The organism is Paracoccus versutus (assembly GCF_000763885.1).
In the GTDB taxonomy this organism is placed as follows: Bacteria; Pseudomonadota; Alphaproteobacteria; order Rhodobacterales; family Rhodobacteraceae; genus Paracoccus; species Paracoccus versutus.
On record NZ_JRKO01000058.1, the window covers coordinates 15,005 to 30,193 of the forward strand.

13 protein-coding genes and 2 pseudogenes are annotated in these 15,189 nt (G+C 65.5%); 8 read left to right on the forward strand and 7 right to left on the reverse strand.

From position 1 onward, the window contains the following. Positions 1-568 precede the first annotated feature (568 nt). The 4 genes from IT40_RS21335 to IT40_RS21350 all read right to left on the reverse strand — a co-directional run bounded on the left by IT40_RS21335 (position 569) and on the right by IT40_RS21350 (position 4,267). Complete coding sequence (locus IT40_RS21335; protein ID WP_036759516.1) at positions 569-1,411, reverse strand: ABC transporter permease; 843 nt, start codon at positions 1,409-1,411, stop codon at positions 569-571. Further along, positions 1,408-2,253 carry an ABC transporter permease gene (locus IT40_RS21340; protein ID WP_036759524.1) on the reverse strand — a complete coding sequence of 282 codons (846 nt, stop codon included), beginning with the start codon at positions 2,251-2,253 and terminating at the stop codon, positions 1,408-1,410. Before IT40_RS21340 ends, IT40_RS21335 begins: the two co-directional genes overlap by 4 nt. A 5-nt stretch (positions 2,254-2,258) precedes the next feature. Continuing rightward, positions 2,259-3,335, reverse strand: coding sequence for a quaternary amine ABC transporter ATP-binding protein (locus tag IT40_RS21345; protein ID WP_052096213.1), 1,077 nt, complete (start codon positions 3,333-3,335; stop codon positions 2,259-2,261). A gap of 80 nt (positions 3,336-3,415) precedes the next feature. Beyond that, the gene (locus tag IT40_RS21350) at positions 3,416-4,267 is read right to left on the reverse strand and encodes a glycine betaine ABC transporter substrate-binding protein (protein WP_036759526.1); all 852 of its coding nucleotides are present in this window, start codon (positions 4,265-4,267) and stop codon (positions 3,416-3,418) included. A 227-nt stretch (positions 4,268-4,494) separates the two neighbouring features. Here IT40_RS21350 and IT40_RS21355 point away from each other — a divergent pair, with 227 nt between their 5' ends. The 8 genes and pseudogenes from IT40_RS21355 (at position 4,495) to tnpC (ending at position 12,498) form a co-directional block, all read left to right on the forward strand. Next, positions 4,495-5,205, forward strand: coding sequence for a GntR family transcriptional regulator (locus IT40_RS21355; RefSeq protein ID WP_036759543.1), 711 nt, complete (start codon positions 4,495-4,497; stop codon positions 5,203-5,205). Between the two features lie 21 nt (positions 5,206-5,226). Then, on the forward strand, positions 5,227-6,708 hold the full coding sequence (locus IT40_RS21360; RefSeq protein WP_036759527.1) for an aldehyde dehydrogenase: 1,482 nt from the start codon (positions 5,227-5,229) through the stop codon (positions 6,706-6,708). 12 nt (positions 6,709-6,720) lie between these two features. Continuing rightward, positions 6,721-7,611 (forward strand): dihydrodipicolinate synthase family protein, encoded by an 891-nt coding sequence (locus IT40_RS21365; RefSeq protein ID WP_036759529.1) that lies wholly within the window; start codon positions 6,721-6,723, stop codon positions 7,609-7,611. Next, a complete protein-coding gene (locus IT40_RS21370) occupies positions 7,608-8,945 on the forward strand; it encodes an NAD(P)/FAD-dependent oxidoreductase (protein WP_036759531.1) in 1,338 nt (445 codons plus the stop codon). The genes IT40_RS21365 and IT40_RS21370 overlap by 4 nt, the downstream gene beginning before the upstream one ends. A gap of 86 nt (positions 8,946-9,031) precedes the next feature. Beyond that, positions 9,032-10,033: a 4-hydroxyproline epimerase gene (locus tag IT40_RS21375; protein WP_036759533.1), complete on the forward strand. Its 1,002-nt coding sequence runs from the start codon at positions 9,032-9,034 to the stop codon at positions 10,031-10,033. 110 nt (positions 10,034-10,143) lie between these two features. Further along, positions 10,144-10,497: pseudogene (tnpA, locus tag IT40_RS30955) on the forward strand (IS66-like element accessory protein TnpA); the annotation flags it as partial. A gap of 22 nt (positions 10,498-10,519) precedes the next feature. Further along, entirely contained in the window at positions 10,520-10,867 is a 348-nt protein-coding gene (tnpB, locus tag IT40_RS21380; RefSeq protein WP_036759539.1) for an IS66 family insertion sequence element accessory protein TnpB, read from the forward strand. 62 nt (positions 10,868-10,929) lie between these two features. Next, complete coding sequence (gene tnpC, locus IT40_RS21385; protein ID WP_052096215.1) at positions 10,930-12,498, forward strand: IS66 family transposase; 1,569 nt, start codon at positions 10,930-10,932, stop codon at positions 12,496-12,498. On the opposite strand, the gene IT40_RS30255 is transcribed toward tnpC, so the two are convergent. From IT40_RS30255 to IT40_RS21395, 3 genes and pseudogenes are all read right to left on the reverse strand, one after another. Further along, a complete protein-coding gene (locus IT40_RS30255; RefSeq protein WP_243700299.1) occupies positions 12,461-12,844 on the reverse strand; it encodes a helix-turn-helix domain-containing protein in 384 nt (127 codons plus the stop codon). The genes tnpC and IT40_RS30255 overlap by 38 nt on opposite strands. A 208-nt stretch (positions 12,845-13,052) precedes the next feature. Further along, positions 13,053-14,531 (reverse strand): recombinase family protein, encoded by a 1,479-nt coding sequence (locus IT40_RS21390; protein ID WP_243700300.1) that lies wholly within the window; start codon positions 14,529-14,531, stop codon positions 13,053-13,055. A 65-nt stretch (positions 14,532-14,596) separates the two neighbouring features. Further along, a pseudogene (locus IT40_RS21395) lies at positions 14,597-15,001 on the reverse strand (LysR family transcriptional regulator); the annotation flags it as partial. Positions 15,002-15,189: the final 188 nt, after the last annotated feature.

A 15,189-nucleotide genomic window follows, 5' to 3' on the forward strand; every position in this document is an offset into this window, starting at 1 on the left:
CCCGGAATCTACAAGGACGTTCACAACGCGGAACGTGCGAACCGATGGCGCGAAGCAGGTCTCTGGTTGGCATCTTCCGACGCTACGGGCGAGCGTGGCGACATGGTGTCGTGGGGGCCGGGTGCAATCATTACGCCTGCCGGTGAAGTCGTCGCCCAACTCGCCCTGAATGGACTTGGGCTGCTTCCGGCCCCGGACGCCATGAGGTGCTGCGCTTCGGGCTGATGGTAGAACGTGGTCTGTGTGAAGCAGCCACAAGCATCAGGGAAGGACGCGCAGCATGAAGCACTATGCCGGATTGGATGCATCGGTAAAAGAGACCTCGATCTGCATCGTTGATGAGGATGGGAGGTTCTGTCGGCTGGGATAGTGGAGGAAATAGCCGTCGAAAATGGGCGGCCAGTCGTCCAGCACCAGCCCGCCGCTTGCCAATAGGCCAGTATGATGGAGGAACTTTTGCTCAGCTTACATGGGTTGGTACCGGCTGACGGGACCGCGCGGCCGAAAACGAACCGCGCGACACCGTCAGCAAACACTTGACCGGGAAAACCAGGAATTATCCATCGCCTTATATGCGCGATCCGCCTGCGGGCCGCTGCAGGGCAGAGCGCGACACGCGGTCGAACAGCAGGGCGATGGCGACGATGGCCAGGCCAGCACGCAGCCCAAGGCCCATCTCCATCCGCGTCAACCCGCGTGTAACCTCGGCGCCAAGGCCGCCCGCGCCGACCAGCCCGGCCAGGACAACCATCGCCAAGGACAGCAGGATGCACTGGTTCAGGCCGACGACGAGCGTCGGCAAGGCGGCGGGGAACTCGATCCGCGTCAGGATGATGCGGGGCGGTGCGCCTATGGCCTGGCCCAGCTCCAGCAGGTCCTTTGGCACCTGGCGAAAGGCCAGCGTGGTCAGTCGCAGCATCGGCGGGACGCCGTAGACGACGGTCGCCAGCAGCGCCGGCACCTGACCCAGGCTGAACAGGATCACCGCCGGTATCAGATAGACCCATGGCGGCACGGTCTGCATGATGTCGAGGATCGGGCGCAGCGCCGCCTCAAGACGCGGCCGGCGCGACGCCATGATCCCAAGGGGAACGGCGATCGCCACAGCCGCCACGACTGCGGTGAAGACCAGCGCGATCGTCTGCATCGATTGCGGCCAGAGGTTCATCAGCCAGCAGAAGCCCAGGCACAGGAAGGCCAGCAGCGCCACCCGCAGGCCGGTCAGCAAGGCCACCGTGATCGTGACCAGCAGGATCACCACGATGGCTGGCGGATAGAGCAGCAGCGACTGGAAGGCGCCGAGAACGGCCTCGACCACGCGTCCGATGACATAGAACAGCCCGTGCAGGTTGGCGTTCAGCCAGTCCACGAAGGGCGCGAGCCAGGTGCCGATGGAAAACTGGAAGGTCATGCGCCGCTCCCTTTCCGTTGCGCCATGCTTTGGGTCAGGCGGTCGATGACCATGGTCAGGATCACGATGGCGATGGCGGCGTCGATGGACTTGGCGATATCCAGCGTGCGGATCGCGTCATAGATCGTCTGGCCCAGCCCGCCCGAGCCGACGATGCCGGCGATGACCACCATGCCGAATGCCATCATCAGGGTCTGGTTGATCCCCGCCATGATGCTGGGAACGGCGAAAGGCAGGCGGATCTTCAGGAACATCTGGCCGCGCCTCATGCCGAGGGACTTGCCCAGTTCCAAGAACTCGGCCGGGGTGCGGGAGATACCCAGCGCCGTCAGCCGGATTGCCGGCGGCATGGCGACGATCAGCGTCGCGGCCAGCGCCGTCGCCGGGCCGAAGCCCAGAAGCGCGATGGCGGGCAGCAGATAGATATAGGGCGGCATGGTCTGGATCAGGTCCAGCACCGGCTCGACAGCTCGATTGAGCAGCGGATTGAAACCGGCCAGGATGCCGATGGGCAACGCGACCAGCAGGGCGAGGAAGGTCGCGCTGAGCACCAGGGCAAATGTGCTCATGGTTTCGGACCAAAGCCCCATGAATGCGCAGACCGCAAGGCCCGCGGCGATGGCAAGCCCGGCACCGGCGCCGATCAGGCGCCAACCGGCGAGCCCCAGGAGAATCATGGTGACATACCAGGGCGAGCCCCCGAGTGCCCAGAATGCCGCGCCATAGAAACCCTCGAAACCAAGGCGCAGGCCATCGAACAGGAACGCGGCATGGTCAGTGACCCAGAACAGCGCATCATCGACAATGCGGTCAAAATTGCTGGCAATCGTTGCGGGATCCATGCCGGTCAATGCCCCCCGGTCTCGGAGGCTTGCGATCCCTTGACCCCCAGCAGCAGGCTGGTCGGCGTCACCACGCCGGCGATCTGGCCCGCCTCGACCACGGCAAGCCCGGCGCTGCGATGGCCGACCATCAGTTCGATCAGCCCGTCTATGTCGGTATCGGGCGAAGTGAGGGGCAGGCTCTCCAACCCGACGCCCGGATGCTCGCGCTGGAACTCGGCGGGCGGGATCATGACCGAATGCGCCTTGATCAGATGCAGTTTCGAAATGCCGGCGACAAATTCGGCGACATAGTCGTCGGCCGGGTTCAGGATCAGTTCTTCGGCGGTTCCGGTCTGGATGATGACGCCGTCCTTCATGATGGCGATGCGGTCGCCGATGCGGATCGCCTCGTCCAGGTCATGGGTAATGAAGATCGCGGACTTGCCGAGTTCCTTGGTCAGCTGCCGGAACTCGTCCTGCAACTGCCGACGGATCAGCGGGTCGAGCGCCGAGAACGGCTCGTCCATCAGGATGATCTCGGGGTCCGAGGTCAACGCGCGGGCCAAGCCCACCCGCTGCTGCATGCCTCCCGAAAGCTCGCCCGGATAACGCTCCATCCAATCGGCCAGCCCGACCTTGGCCAGCGCGGCCTTGGCCGTCTGGTTGCGCTCGGCCTTGGGGAGGCCCCGCACCTCCAGCCCGAAGGCGGCATTTTCCAGCACCGTGCGGTTGGGCAGCAATGCCACGCTCTGGAACACCATAGCCATATGCTTGGCCCGCAACTCGCGCAGGTCAGGCTCGCTCATGGCACCGATGTCGCGGCCCTTGACCTTGATCTGACCGCTGGTCGGCTCGATCAGCCGGTTCAGCATGCGGATCAACGTCGATTTGCCGCTGCCCGACAGGCCCATGATGCAGAAGATCTCGCCGCGCCCGACCTGAAAGCTGGCGTCGGATACGCCGACGACGCAGTCGAATTCCTGCAGGACTTCGCGCTTGCCGAGGTTGCGGCGCTGGACCGCATCCATCGCGGCCGGCGCCCGGGTGCCGAAGATCTTCCATGCCGACTGGCAGTCGAGCAGGATTTCCCCGGCATTCATGCTTCCTGTGGTCACTATCCGTTTCTCCGAGATGACAGATGGTTGGGCCGCCGGAGATCAATCGGCGGCCCGGACGTGGCTCAGTAGCTCTTGGTGTTCGACCAGCGCTCGAGCAGCAGGCCGTGGCTGTCGATCCAGGACTGGATAGCGGCATCCATGGTTTGTCCGCCCGCGACAGCCGAGTTGATGGCCGCAATGTCGGCGATCGGCAGGAAGACACCGGCCAGGATTTCCCGTGCCTCGGGGTTTGCTTCCGAGAAGCCCTTTTGCGCGATCAGGTTATAGGACTGGGGCGGCGCGAACACGCCCTTGGGATCGGCCAGGAACTTCATCTCGAATTGCTCGGCCATCCAGGTCGGCGTCCACAGCGTCACGACGATCGGCTCTTGCCGGTCCACGGCCGATTTCAGCGCGGCCGTCATGCCTGCGGTCGAGCCCTCGACCAACTGCAGCTTCAGGCCGTATTTGTCGACCGCATCGGTCGTCTCGCGCATCAACCCCGAACCGGGCTCGATGCCGACGATCTTGCCGCCCAGCTTGTCGGCACTGTCGTTCAACTCTTCGATGGAGTTGATCTCGACATAGCTGGGAACCGCCAGGCCCTGGTAAAGGCCATGCGAGGCGATGGAGACCTTCTCAAGCCGGTTCTTGTTCTTTTCCCAATAGTCGTAGGCGACAAAGTCGACCTGCGAGGCCATGACCTGCACATCGCCGCGGGTCAGCGCGGCATAGGCGATGCCCCATTCGGAAAACTCGGTCAGCTCCACCGTATAGCCCTTGTTCTCAAGGACTTTCTTGGCCACGGCCGCGATCGGCACCATGTCTTCCCAGGCCATGGTGCCCAGCTTGATCACCTTGTCCTGGGCGTTTGCGGCAAACGCGCTCACCCCCAGCACGGCTGCCGCGGCAAGAGCTTTCATCAGTCGTTTCATGTGCACTCCCTTGATTGTCCGATCGGGCTTCATTGCCGGCCCAACTTGTGACGGAACACCGCCTGGACGGATCGGCGGACGGATCAAACCTTCGCTCTGTCTGCGAAGATTATATTGACACGCTATCTTTAGATAGACATTCTGTCTACAAATAATTTGCGCAGGACGGAATCCGACGAATGGCCTACAGATTGTCTACACATGATCCTGGAGGACTTTTCATGGCGATGCAGAAGGCGGATGCAGCCCAACCGCGCTTGGTAAATATTGATAAGAAACAGGTTCTTGCCTTGGAATTGCGTCGGCGGATCCTGCTGATGGAAATCGCCCCCGGCGCGGTGATCGACGAACAGGAACTGGCCGAGGAATTCGGCCTGTCGCGCCCCCCGGTGCGCGAGCTGATGCGGCAGATGGCGGGGGAAGGCTATATCGAGCTGGAGGCGAATCGCCCCGCCCGCGCCACCTCGATGAGCTATCACGCGCTGCGCGACTTCTATCTTGTCGCGCCGATGATCTACATCGCCTCGACCAGGCTGGCGGCCGAAAACGCCCGGCCCGCCGACATCGCCAAGCTGCGCCGGATCCAGGACGAATTCCGCGCGGCGGTTGAAGGGGGCGATGTGGATGCCCGGATCTTCGCCAATGACGCCTTCCACCTGGAAATCGGCAACATCGCCCGGAACGCCTATCTGCTGCCCAGCCTGCGGCGGCTGCTGATCGACCATGCCCGGATCGGCCGGACCTATTACCGCGACGACGTCTCGGACAAGGCCGAACTCGCCACCGCCGCCGCGCAGCACGACCAGATCATCGACGCCATCGAGCGCCGCGACCCCGAGACCGCCGGCCGCATCGTGCAGGCGCATCTCGAGCTCTCGCGGCGCAACATGGCCGCATACGCCGTCCCGGAGGGGATGGAGATACCTTCAACAAGCTGACTTCGCCACCTGGGAGAAACCATGACCGATCTGCTGAGCACCGAGGACTACAGGGCCATCGCCGCCGGGCTGTCTTTCCCGACGCAGGCCTTCATCGACGGCGCCTTCCGCCCGGCGCTGTCGGGCAGGACCTTCGCCACCACCAACCCGGCGACGGGCGAGGCGCTGGCCGAGATCGCCGCCTGCGATGCGCAGGACGTGGACCTGGCCGTGGCCGCCGCCCGCGCCGCCTTCGAGGACGGGCGCTGGTCGCGCCTGCATCCCGGCGAGCGCAAGGAGGTGCTCTTGCGCCTGGCCGCGCTGATGCAGGACCACGCCCGCGAGCTGGCGGTGCTGGAAAGCCTGGATGCCGGCAAGACCATCTTCGACTGCGAAACCGTCGACGTGCCCGAGACCATCCATGTCATCAAATGGCACGCGGAACTGATCGACAAGATCTACGACCAGGTCTCGCCGGCCTCGGACAACCATATCGCCATGGTGGTGCGCGAACCCGTGGGCGTGGTCGGGCTGGTGCTGCCCTGGAACTTCCCGCTGCTGATGCTGGCCTGGAAGATCGGCCCGGCGCTGGCCGCCGGCTGCTCGGTGGTGATGAAGCCCGCGGGCGAGACGACGCTGACCGCGCTGCGGGTGGCGGAACTGGCGGCCGAGGCCGGGCTGCCGGCGGGCGTTTTGAACATCGTCACCGGCTCGGGCCGCGAGGTGGGCGAGCCGCTGGGTCGTCACCCGGACGTCGACATGGTCAGCTTCACCGGCTCGACCGCGACGGGTCGACGCTTCCTGAACTATTCGGCCGACAGCAACCTCAAGGAGGTGGTGCTGGAGCTGGGCGGCAAGAACCCCTGCATCGTGCTGGACGATGCCGAGGATCTGGACGCGGTGGCGGCGCATGTGGTGAACGGCGCGTTCTGGAACATGGGGCAGAACTGCTCGGCCGCCAGCCGCCTGATCGTGCAGGGCGGCATCAGGGACCGGCTGCTGGAGAAGGTCCGGGCCGAGGCGGCGACCTGGCTGGTGGGCGATCCGCTGGATCCGGCGAACCGCGTGGGTCCGCTTGTCTCGAAGGCGCATTTCGACAAGGTCAGCAGCTATCTGGATGCGGCGAAATCGGAAACCGTGCTGGTCGGCGGCAATGTCGTCAGCCCCGGCTTCATCGAGCCGACCATCGTGGAAGCCGCGCGCGATTCCCGGCTGGCGGTGGAGGAGATCTTCGGCCCGATCCTGACGGTGATCGTGGTGGACTGTTTCGAGGAGGCGATCGCGGTCGCCAACGACACCGACTACGGGCTTGCGGCCTCGATCTTCTCGGCCAACGGCAAGCGGGCGTTGCGCGGGGCGCGGGCCTTGCGGGCGGGCACGGTGACGGTGAACAGCTTCGGCGAGGGCGACGTGACCACACCCTTCGGCGGCTACAAGCAATCGGGCTTCGGCGGCCGCGACAATTCGATCCACGCCCATGACCAGTATACCCAACTCAAGACAATCTGGATCGACCTGAACTAAGGATCACCCGACATGACCGACTTTGCCTTTCCCGGCCTCAACCTGGCCGTGACCACCCCTTTTGACCCGGACGGCCGCGTCGCCTTCGACCGGCTGGAGGAGCATCTGGAGCGCTATATCGCCGCCGGCATTCCCGGCTTCGTGCTGAGCTCGGGCACCGGGTTGCATGCCTATCTGTCGCGCGAGGAATCCGACGAGCTGGTGGCGCGTGGTGCCAGGATCATCGACGGCCGCGCCAAGGTCATCGTGCAGACCTCGGCCCTGCTGGTCGAGGATGTCGTGGCCCGCACCCGCCACGCCGCCGATTGCGGCGCCGACGGGGTGATGCTGCTGCCGCCGTTCTTCGAGGGTCCGACCAGCGACGACGATGTGGTCGCCTTCTACGAAACCGCGTCGCAGGGCGGGCTGCCCATCATCGGCTACAATGTCCCGCATGTCGTGGGGGTCGCCATCACGCCCGACCTGTTCCGCCGGCTGGCCGAGATCCCGAACTTCGTCACCGTCAAGGACAGCAGCGGCGACCTGGTGCAGCAGACCGACCTGATCCGCACCGGCCTGCCGGTGATGAACGGCGCCGATCCGCTGGTGCCCTATGCGCTTTATGCCGGCGCCGCGGGCCTGATCTGGGGCGGAGCGAATTTCGCGCCGAAGGCCTGCGTCGCCGTGGTCAAGGCCGCCGAGGCGGGCGACTGGAGCAAGGTGCGCGAGTTCTGGCGGGCGCTGGAGCCGGCGATGAACCTGATCTGGCAGGGCGACTACGGACAGTCGGTCTATGCCGCCGCCGAGATGACCGGCTATGGCGCGGGCCAACCCCGCCGCCCGTTCAGCCCGCTTCCGGCTGACAAGCGCGAGGTGCTGCGGGCCGCGCTTGGCGGGCTGATCGAATCCGAGGCGCAATCGTGACCAGCCACCGGATCAAGCCATCCGATCTGCCCCGGCATCCGGGGGTCTCGGGCTGGGTGGCGATGCTGCCGCCCCGCAAGCCCACCCCGGCGCTGAAAGCCGCGATCACCGCCGACATCGCGGTGATCGGCGCCGGTTTCGCCGGGCTTTCGGCGGCAAGGCGGCTGGCACAGATCGACCCCGGCCTGCGCATCGCCGTGCTCGAGGCCGGCGTGGTCGGCGACGGCCCGGCGGGGCGCAATTCTGGCTTCATCATCGACCTGCCGCATGAGGTCTCGTCCGAGGACTATGGCGGCACCGCGCTGCAGAAAAGCCGCGACCACATCACCCTGCAGCGCCGGGCGGTCGATTTCGCCGTGGAACTGGCGCAGGAAAAGGGCTGGCCGCGCGAGGTGCTGGACATGTGCGGGCGCTACAACGTCGCCATGTCGCCCGAGGGCGATCACCACATCCTCGACTACGCCAGGCAGCTCGACCAGCTGGGCGAGGACTACCGGCTGCTGGATCGCGCGGGAATTGCGGATGTGACCGGCTCTCAGGCGTTCAGCTCGGCGATCTTCATGCCGGGCACCGCCATGGTGCAGCCCGCCGCCTATATCCGCGGCCTGGCCGATGCGCTCACCGGCAAGGTGACGCTTTACGAGCAGTCGCCGGCGATGTCCTTCGAGCCCAAGGGCAACGGCTGGCGGGTCGAGACGCCCGGCGGATCGGTCGAGACGGGGCGGATCGTCCTGGCCAACAACGGCTATGCCGAGCGCTTCGGCTTCTTCCGCGGCCGGCTGCTGCATGTCTATACCTATGCCTCGATGACCGAGCCTTTCTCGCCGAACCGCCTCGGCGGGCTCAGGGACTGGGCGGCGACGCCGTCCTCGCCCATGGGCACGACCCTGCGACGGGTGTCGGGGTCTGATGGCGACCGGCTGCTGGTGCGTTCGCGCTATACCTGCAACCCCAGCATGACTGTCGGCGAAGGCACGCTGCGAAGGGCCGGCCATGTGCATGACGGGAAGTTCGCCCACCGCTTCCCCAGGCTGTCCGACGTGAAGATGCAATATCGCTGGGGCGGCGCCATGGCGGTGACGCTCAACAGCGTCCCGGCCTGGGGCGAGGTCGAAAAGGGTGTCTTTGCGGCCTGCGGCTGCAACGGGCTGGGGGCGTCGAACGCCACCGCCTCGGGCCTTGCCGCGGCAGAGGAAATGATGGGCATCCCGACCGACCTGACCCGCATCTATCGCGACTTCCCCGCACCGAAAAAGCTACCCCCGCAACCGTTCCTGACGATCGGCGCCAAGGCCACCTTGGCGATCCGCGAACGCCGGGCCGGAATCGAATGAACCGGAAAAGAGCTGGACAACCTTCATCCTTGGACGTCCCGACCCTTTGACATGACAAACCCCAATCCGCTGACAAGGAATGTTCCATGCGCCACCGCTTCTTCTGCATCGACAGCCATACCTGCGGCAACCCGGTCCGGGTCGTGGCGGGGGGCGCGCCGCTCTTGCCGCATCTGCCGATCTTCGAGCGCCGCGACCTGTTCCTGCGCGACCACGACTGGGTGCGCACCGCGCTGATGTTCGAGCCGCGCGGCCATGACATCATGTCGGGCGTCATTATCTACCCGGCCCATCGCGAGGATTGCGACCTCGCGGCGCTGTTCATCGAGGTTTCGGGCTGCCTGCCGATGTGCGGCGCCGGCACCATCGGCCTTGCCACCGTCGCCATCGAGGAAGGGCTGGTCACGCCCAAGATCCCCGGCAGGCTGGCTATCGAGACCCCCGCAGGCCGGGTCGACGTGGAATACACCATGGACGGCGAGCGCGTCGCCTCGGTGCGGCTGTTCAACGTGCCGAGCTTCCTGCACAGCGCCGATGTCCGCGTCGACGTGCCCGGCCTTGGCCCGCTGGTGGTGGACATCGCCTATGGCGGCAATTTCTACGCGGTGATCGAGCCGCAGGAAAACTGGCCCGGCCTGACCGGCATGACCGCGGCGGAGATCGTGACCCACAGCCGGGCGCTGCGCGAGGCGCTGGCCGGGATCGGCGACAAGGTCGTCCACCCCGAGGACGCGCGCATCCGCGGCGTCCATCACGCGGTCTGGTGCGACGGCCCGGACGGGCCGGATTGCGACGGTCGCGACGCGGTCTTCTATGGCGACAAGGCCATCGACCGCTCGCCCGGCGGCACCGGCACCTCGGCGCGCATGGCGCAGCTTCATGGCAAGGGCCGGCTGGCGGTCGGCGAAAGCTTCCGCAACAAGAGCCTGATCGGCACCGTCTTCGAGGGCCGGGCCGAGCAGGCGGTGACGGTGGGCGACCATCCCGGCATCCTGCCCAGCATCGGCGGCTGGGCCCGGATCACCGGCCACAACACCATCCTGGTCGATGACGACGACCCGCTGAAACACGGCTTCCAGATCGCCTAGGCAGAAAAGAGGTAACCGGCCGGTTGGCACCGCCTGCCTGAGTTTTGGCGGATCGGCTATGGGACGTGCATAATGACGTCGTTAGCGACGCCTCTTATGCGGGGTTCAGGATGCGTGGCGATGTCCTTGGGTTGGAACGGCGGCGGCGGTGGGATGACGAGGAGAAGCTCGCGATCGTGCTGTCGGTTGGCGCCGATGGTGCGACGGTCACGCAGGTCGCGCAGCGCCATGATGTGACGCGCCAGCAGATCTACGCCTGGCGGCCCGAGCTGAAGAAGAAGGGGCTGCTGTTTCCGACCGCCGATGCGCTGTTCCTGCCGATCTCAACGCCCGAGCCGATAGAGACGGCCCTGCCGGAGGCAACTGTCCGCTCGCCCGACCCCGATCCGCAGGTCGAGTTGGTGCTGGCCAATGGCCGCTGCCTGCGATTTGCACCGGATCTGGAGCCCACCGTGCTGGTGCGGTTGATCCGGGTGTGGAGGCGGCATGATCGGCCCCGGAACCGGCGTCCGGGTTTACCTAGCCTGCGGCGTGACCGACATGCGCAAGGGGATCGAGGGGCTGGCGGCTTTGGCCCGGGACGTGCTGCGCCAGAACCCGACCTGCGGCGCGGTCTTTGCCTTCCGCGGTCGCCGCGGCGACAGGCTGAAGCTGCTCTATTGGGACGGCCAAGGCTTCTGCCTCTACTACAAGATCCTGGAGCGGGGCCGCTTTCCCTGGCCCGGCAGCGGCGAAGGGGCGATGCGTCTGACCTCGGCGCAGCTTGCCATGCTGTGGGAGGGGATCGACTGGCGACGTCCCGACTGGGGCGCACCCCCAGCGCGGGTCGGGTAGATTATCTTTCTGAAACTCCTTGTTTTATTGGCCATATCGACCTGCGCGTGGTATCGGTCGGCATGTCTGATGATGCCAACATTCTCTCGGATAATCCCACTGTCCTGAAGGCAATGATTGCCGCGCTTCAGGCGGAGAATGCACGCATGCCGGCCACGCTCCAGGCCCATGAGCAGCTTGTTCAGGCCCTGTGCCTGCGGATCGCAAAACTGCAGAAACAGGCCTTCGGCAAGTCCTCAGAAAAGATCGAGCGTGAGATCGCCCAGTTGGAACTGACGCTGGAAGACCTGCTTGTCGCGGTTGCCGAGCAGAGTGGCGGGCCGATCAAGGAAGACGAGCCTGCCGAGACCGACAACCCTGTCGCGGAGCCCAGGCCTCGCCGCCGTCCGCGCGTCTTGGACGCAACACCCCGCGAACGCCGCGAGCTCGATCCCGGTCCGTGTTGCCCTGATTGCGGCGGCGATCTGCGTGTGGTGGCCGAGGATGTCAGCGAGTTGCTCGACTTGGTCGCAGCCCAGATGAAGGTGATCCAGATCGCGCGGGTGAAGAAGTCCTGCCGCCGCAGCGAGAGAATGGTGCAGCCTGCCGCGCCGAGCCGTCCCATTCCCGGCAGCATGGCCGGGCCGGGGCTGCTGGCCCAGATCCTCGTCTCCAAGTTCGACGACCACCTCCCGCTCTATCGCCAGCACAAGATATTCGCCCGCATGGGGGCCGACATTCCGGACAGCACGCTCTTGGGCTGGTGTGGTCGGGCCATGAAAGTGCTCACCCCAGTGATCGAGCGGATCGAGGCCGAAGTCATGGCGGCACCGATCCTGCATGCGGACGACACGCCCATCCGCGTCCTTGACCGGTCACGCCGGGATCGTGGCTTCGGCAAAGGCGTCAAGCAGGGTCGGGTCTGGGCCTATGTCTCGGATCAGAGGCCTTGGGCCGGCACTGCGCCGCCCGGCGTCGTCTACCGCTTCTCCCCGGACCGGAAAGGGGAGCATCCCCAGCACCACCTGCAAGACAGCGGTGGCATCCTGCAAGCGGACGCCTATGCCGGCTTCAACCCGCTCTACGCCCCGCGCGCGGATGGCAGCCGCCAATTCCGCGAGGCGGCCTGCTGGGCGCATCTGCGCCGCGACCTGGACCGGATCGGCAAGCTCTACGACGTCGAACGCGAAATCGCCGGCCAGTCCGCCGAACTGCGAAAGGCCGCGCGCCAGACGCACTCCCGACCTATGGTTGATGCCTTTAACAGGCTGCTGAAAAAGGATTTTGAGAGGGCGACGCAGCGGAAATCGTTCTGGAGCCAGCTGATATCGGCCCGAAATGGGGTGTTTTCGGCAAATTTGAGGCGGATTTCCCGGTTCCCCGCCCGCGCTGTCCTGTCGCAAGGACTTTTTCAGCAGCCTGTTAAGGCATGGACCGAGGCCCAGCTGCTGCGCATTCCCGGCAAGGGCGATCTCGCCAGGGCCTTCCGATATGGTCTCAGCCGCTGGCCATCTTTCGAACTGTTCCTCGAAGATGGCCGCGTCGAGATCGAATCCAATAGGGTCGAGAACCTGATCAGGCCGATCGCGAGTGGTGAGTCATTGCCCCTCTTCTTCAAGTATCTGGAAACATTGGAAGTTGGTCTCGGCTAACGGTGTGACGCGGGCGCCCTTTCTGCCGGAGGGCCTTGATGATGTCATCATTCTCAAGATCCTCGGCCTGGATTTGCCAGGGTGCGCCTGGAACGACCTGCTCGGCAGGCAGGATCCCGTCCTGGATCATGCGTCGCACGACATGGCTGGTCACCCCGAGTTTTGCCGCGGCCTCGCGCATTGTGAGCCATGCTCCATCCTTCTCGGCCGAGCGGAAGGCGTGGATCCTGCGGACCCTGCGGATGGAGGCCACCCGGTGCGCCGTCCAGGTCTTGTCCTGGCCGGTCCGCACGTCCATCCGGTTCAAGGTTGCCACGATATCGGCGTCGGAAAAGCGCGTCGCCATGCTTTCCATCACGACAAGGGCCTGTTCCGGTGTCTGACAGCCGTGCCCCCGTCCGTGGCTTGCGCACCCGCAATTGCGAATGCTGACCACTTTGCCAGTGGATCGTCAGCACGACCTCTCGTGTCGCGTCATCGACGTCGGCGATGATGTCCGAGATCAGCGCCCGGATCAGTTGCTGGCGGCTTCGGGTCGCGACACCCTGCGCCGACTAGGCTGCGGAAAGATCCGCTGCCAAGCCCTCGAAGTCGGGCATCGGCGCGGTCGGGTCCGGGGTATCCGTCGCGGCAAGGCGCGCCCGGCAAGCCTCGACACGGCGCAGTGCGGCTTCCCAATGCTTCTCAAGCTGGGCCGCGATAAGCCGGTTCTCCGGGTCGCAGGCGGCATAGCGGCGTTCCGCCAGCGAAGCATCGTATTCTGACTGCTGCAGGTCGAGCTCGGCCATGCGCCGGCGCTCTGCCTCTCCTTCCCTGTGCATTCGCTCCGCCTCCAGAGCGGCTTCGACCGCCATCGGCTCGACCACGGGCAGTATCTCCGATGCGATCGCGGCGTCCACACGGGATCCACCGAAGCTGAGACAGCGCGGCAGGCCGAGCATGAGATTGGGCCGATCGCAGCGATAGGTCGGACGCCCGGGCGGGGCGCCGGCATAGGCGACGGCCAGGCCGCGGCCACAGCGCCCGCAGGTCAGCATGCCGGCAAGAAGGGCACGACCGCCCCGCCCCGACTTCTGTCCTCCCGCACGTCCATAGGCGTTGGCTGCGAGCAGCATCTGGTTCCGCTCGTATTCCGCCCAATCGATATAGGCGGCATGATGATCGTGGATCAACACGTCCCATGCCTCAGGCGGCTTGCCATGGCCGTAGGTCTTGCGCGCGCGACCGTCGACCAGTTCGATGCGTTTCTCGCTCTTTCCATAGACATAGGCCCCTGCGTAGAAGGGGTTCTTCAGCAGCCCGATGACGTTGCGATAGCGGATCGCCGTCCAATCGAAGGAGGTCAGGCGCTTGCCGTCCGAGGGGCGCGGAAAGAACACCCCCTCCGCCGCCAGCGACAGATGCGCCTGCCGTGCGCTGCCGAGCTGGCGGAATCGCTCGAAGACCAGCCGGATGACCTGCTGGAGCCGGAAGTCAGGATCGAGACCGAGGCCGACCTCGCGATGCCAGATATAGCCGATCGGCACGCTGATCCGAAGTTCGCCACGGCGCGCCTTCGCCCGGGCGGCGTCAAGCATGCGCGCCCGGATCACCCCAAGCTCGAACTCGCTGATGCTGCCCTTCATGCCGAGCAGCAGGCGGTCGTTCGGCAGGCAGGGATCGTAGATCCCATCGAGGTCGATGACATGCGCCTCGACAAGCCCGCGCAGTTCGAGCAGGTGGTGCCAGTCCCTGCCGTTGCGTGCCAGCCGCGCAGCGTCAAAGCAGAGCATGGCGCCGACTTCCCCGGCGCACAGGGCGGCGACAAGCTTCTCGAAGCCGGGCCGGGCCACCATGCCGCTGGCGGAGCGGCCGAGATCGTCACAGGTCACATCCACGGTCCGGAAACCACGACGGCGCGCGATCTCGACCAGTTCATACTGCCGTCGCCGGCTCTCGGTGTTGAACTCCACCTGGGCCGGGGTCGATTGGCGCACATGGACCACCGCCTTGTGCTGCAGGATGGCCGGCGGAAGGAGATCACCGTCCATCATTGTCTTGCTCCAACTCGCGCGTTCCCGCCGCTTCGGCCAGGAGGATGGCCAGGCATGGCCGCCGTGGCCACGTCGCTGATGATCTGCGAGACGGTGATGCCGGGGTGGATCTTCCAGAAGGCGGTGATCTTGGGGGTCAGCCACAGCGCGCTGACCGCGGTGGTGGTGCGGATGGTCACGTCCACGGCATCGGGCCGGTCGCGCAGCCGGCTGACGGTGTCCGAGATCGTCTCGAAGCCGCGTTGCAGCGCAACCAGCAGGAAGGCGCCCTTCTCGGTCAGCTCGACCCCGCGGTGCCGGCGGATGAACAGCGCGCAGCCCAGGTTCTGCTCCAGCGCCTTGACCTGGTGGCTGATCGCGGCGGGGGTGACGTTCATCTCCTGCGCGGCGGCCTTGAAGCTCATGTTGCGGGCCGCCGCCTCGAAACAGATCAGCGCGGTCATCGAGGCGAAGTCATGGGGATTGGGCATGCCGGGCCGTATTCAGGTTACTTCACCTAATCCAGGATGAATTTTTATGCCGTTGTCAACAGGAAACGAGTCGGCGGAATATTAGGCCAGTTCAACCTCAGCGTGGAAGCCGACAATGACAGCCACCCAACCGAACATCCATGACCTGCTTGCGCGCCGCCGGCCCGGACATGCGCTGGAACAGCCCT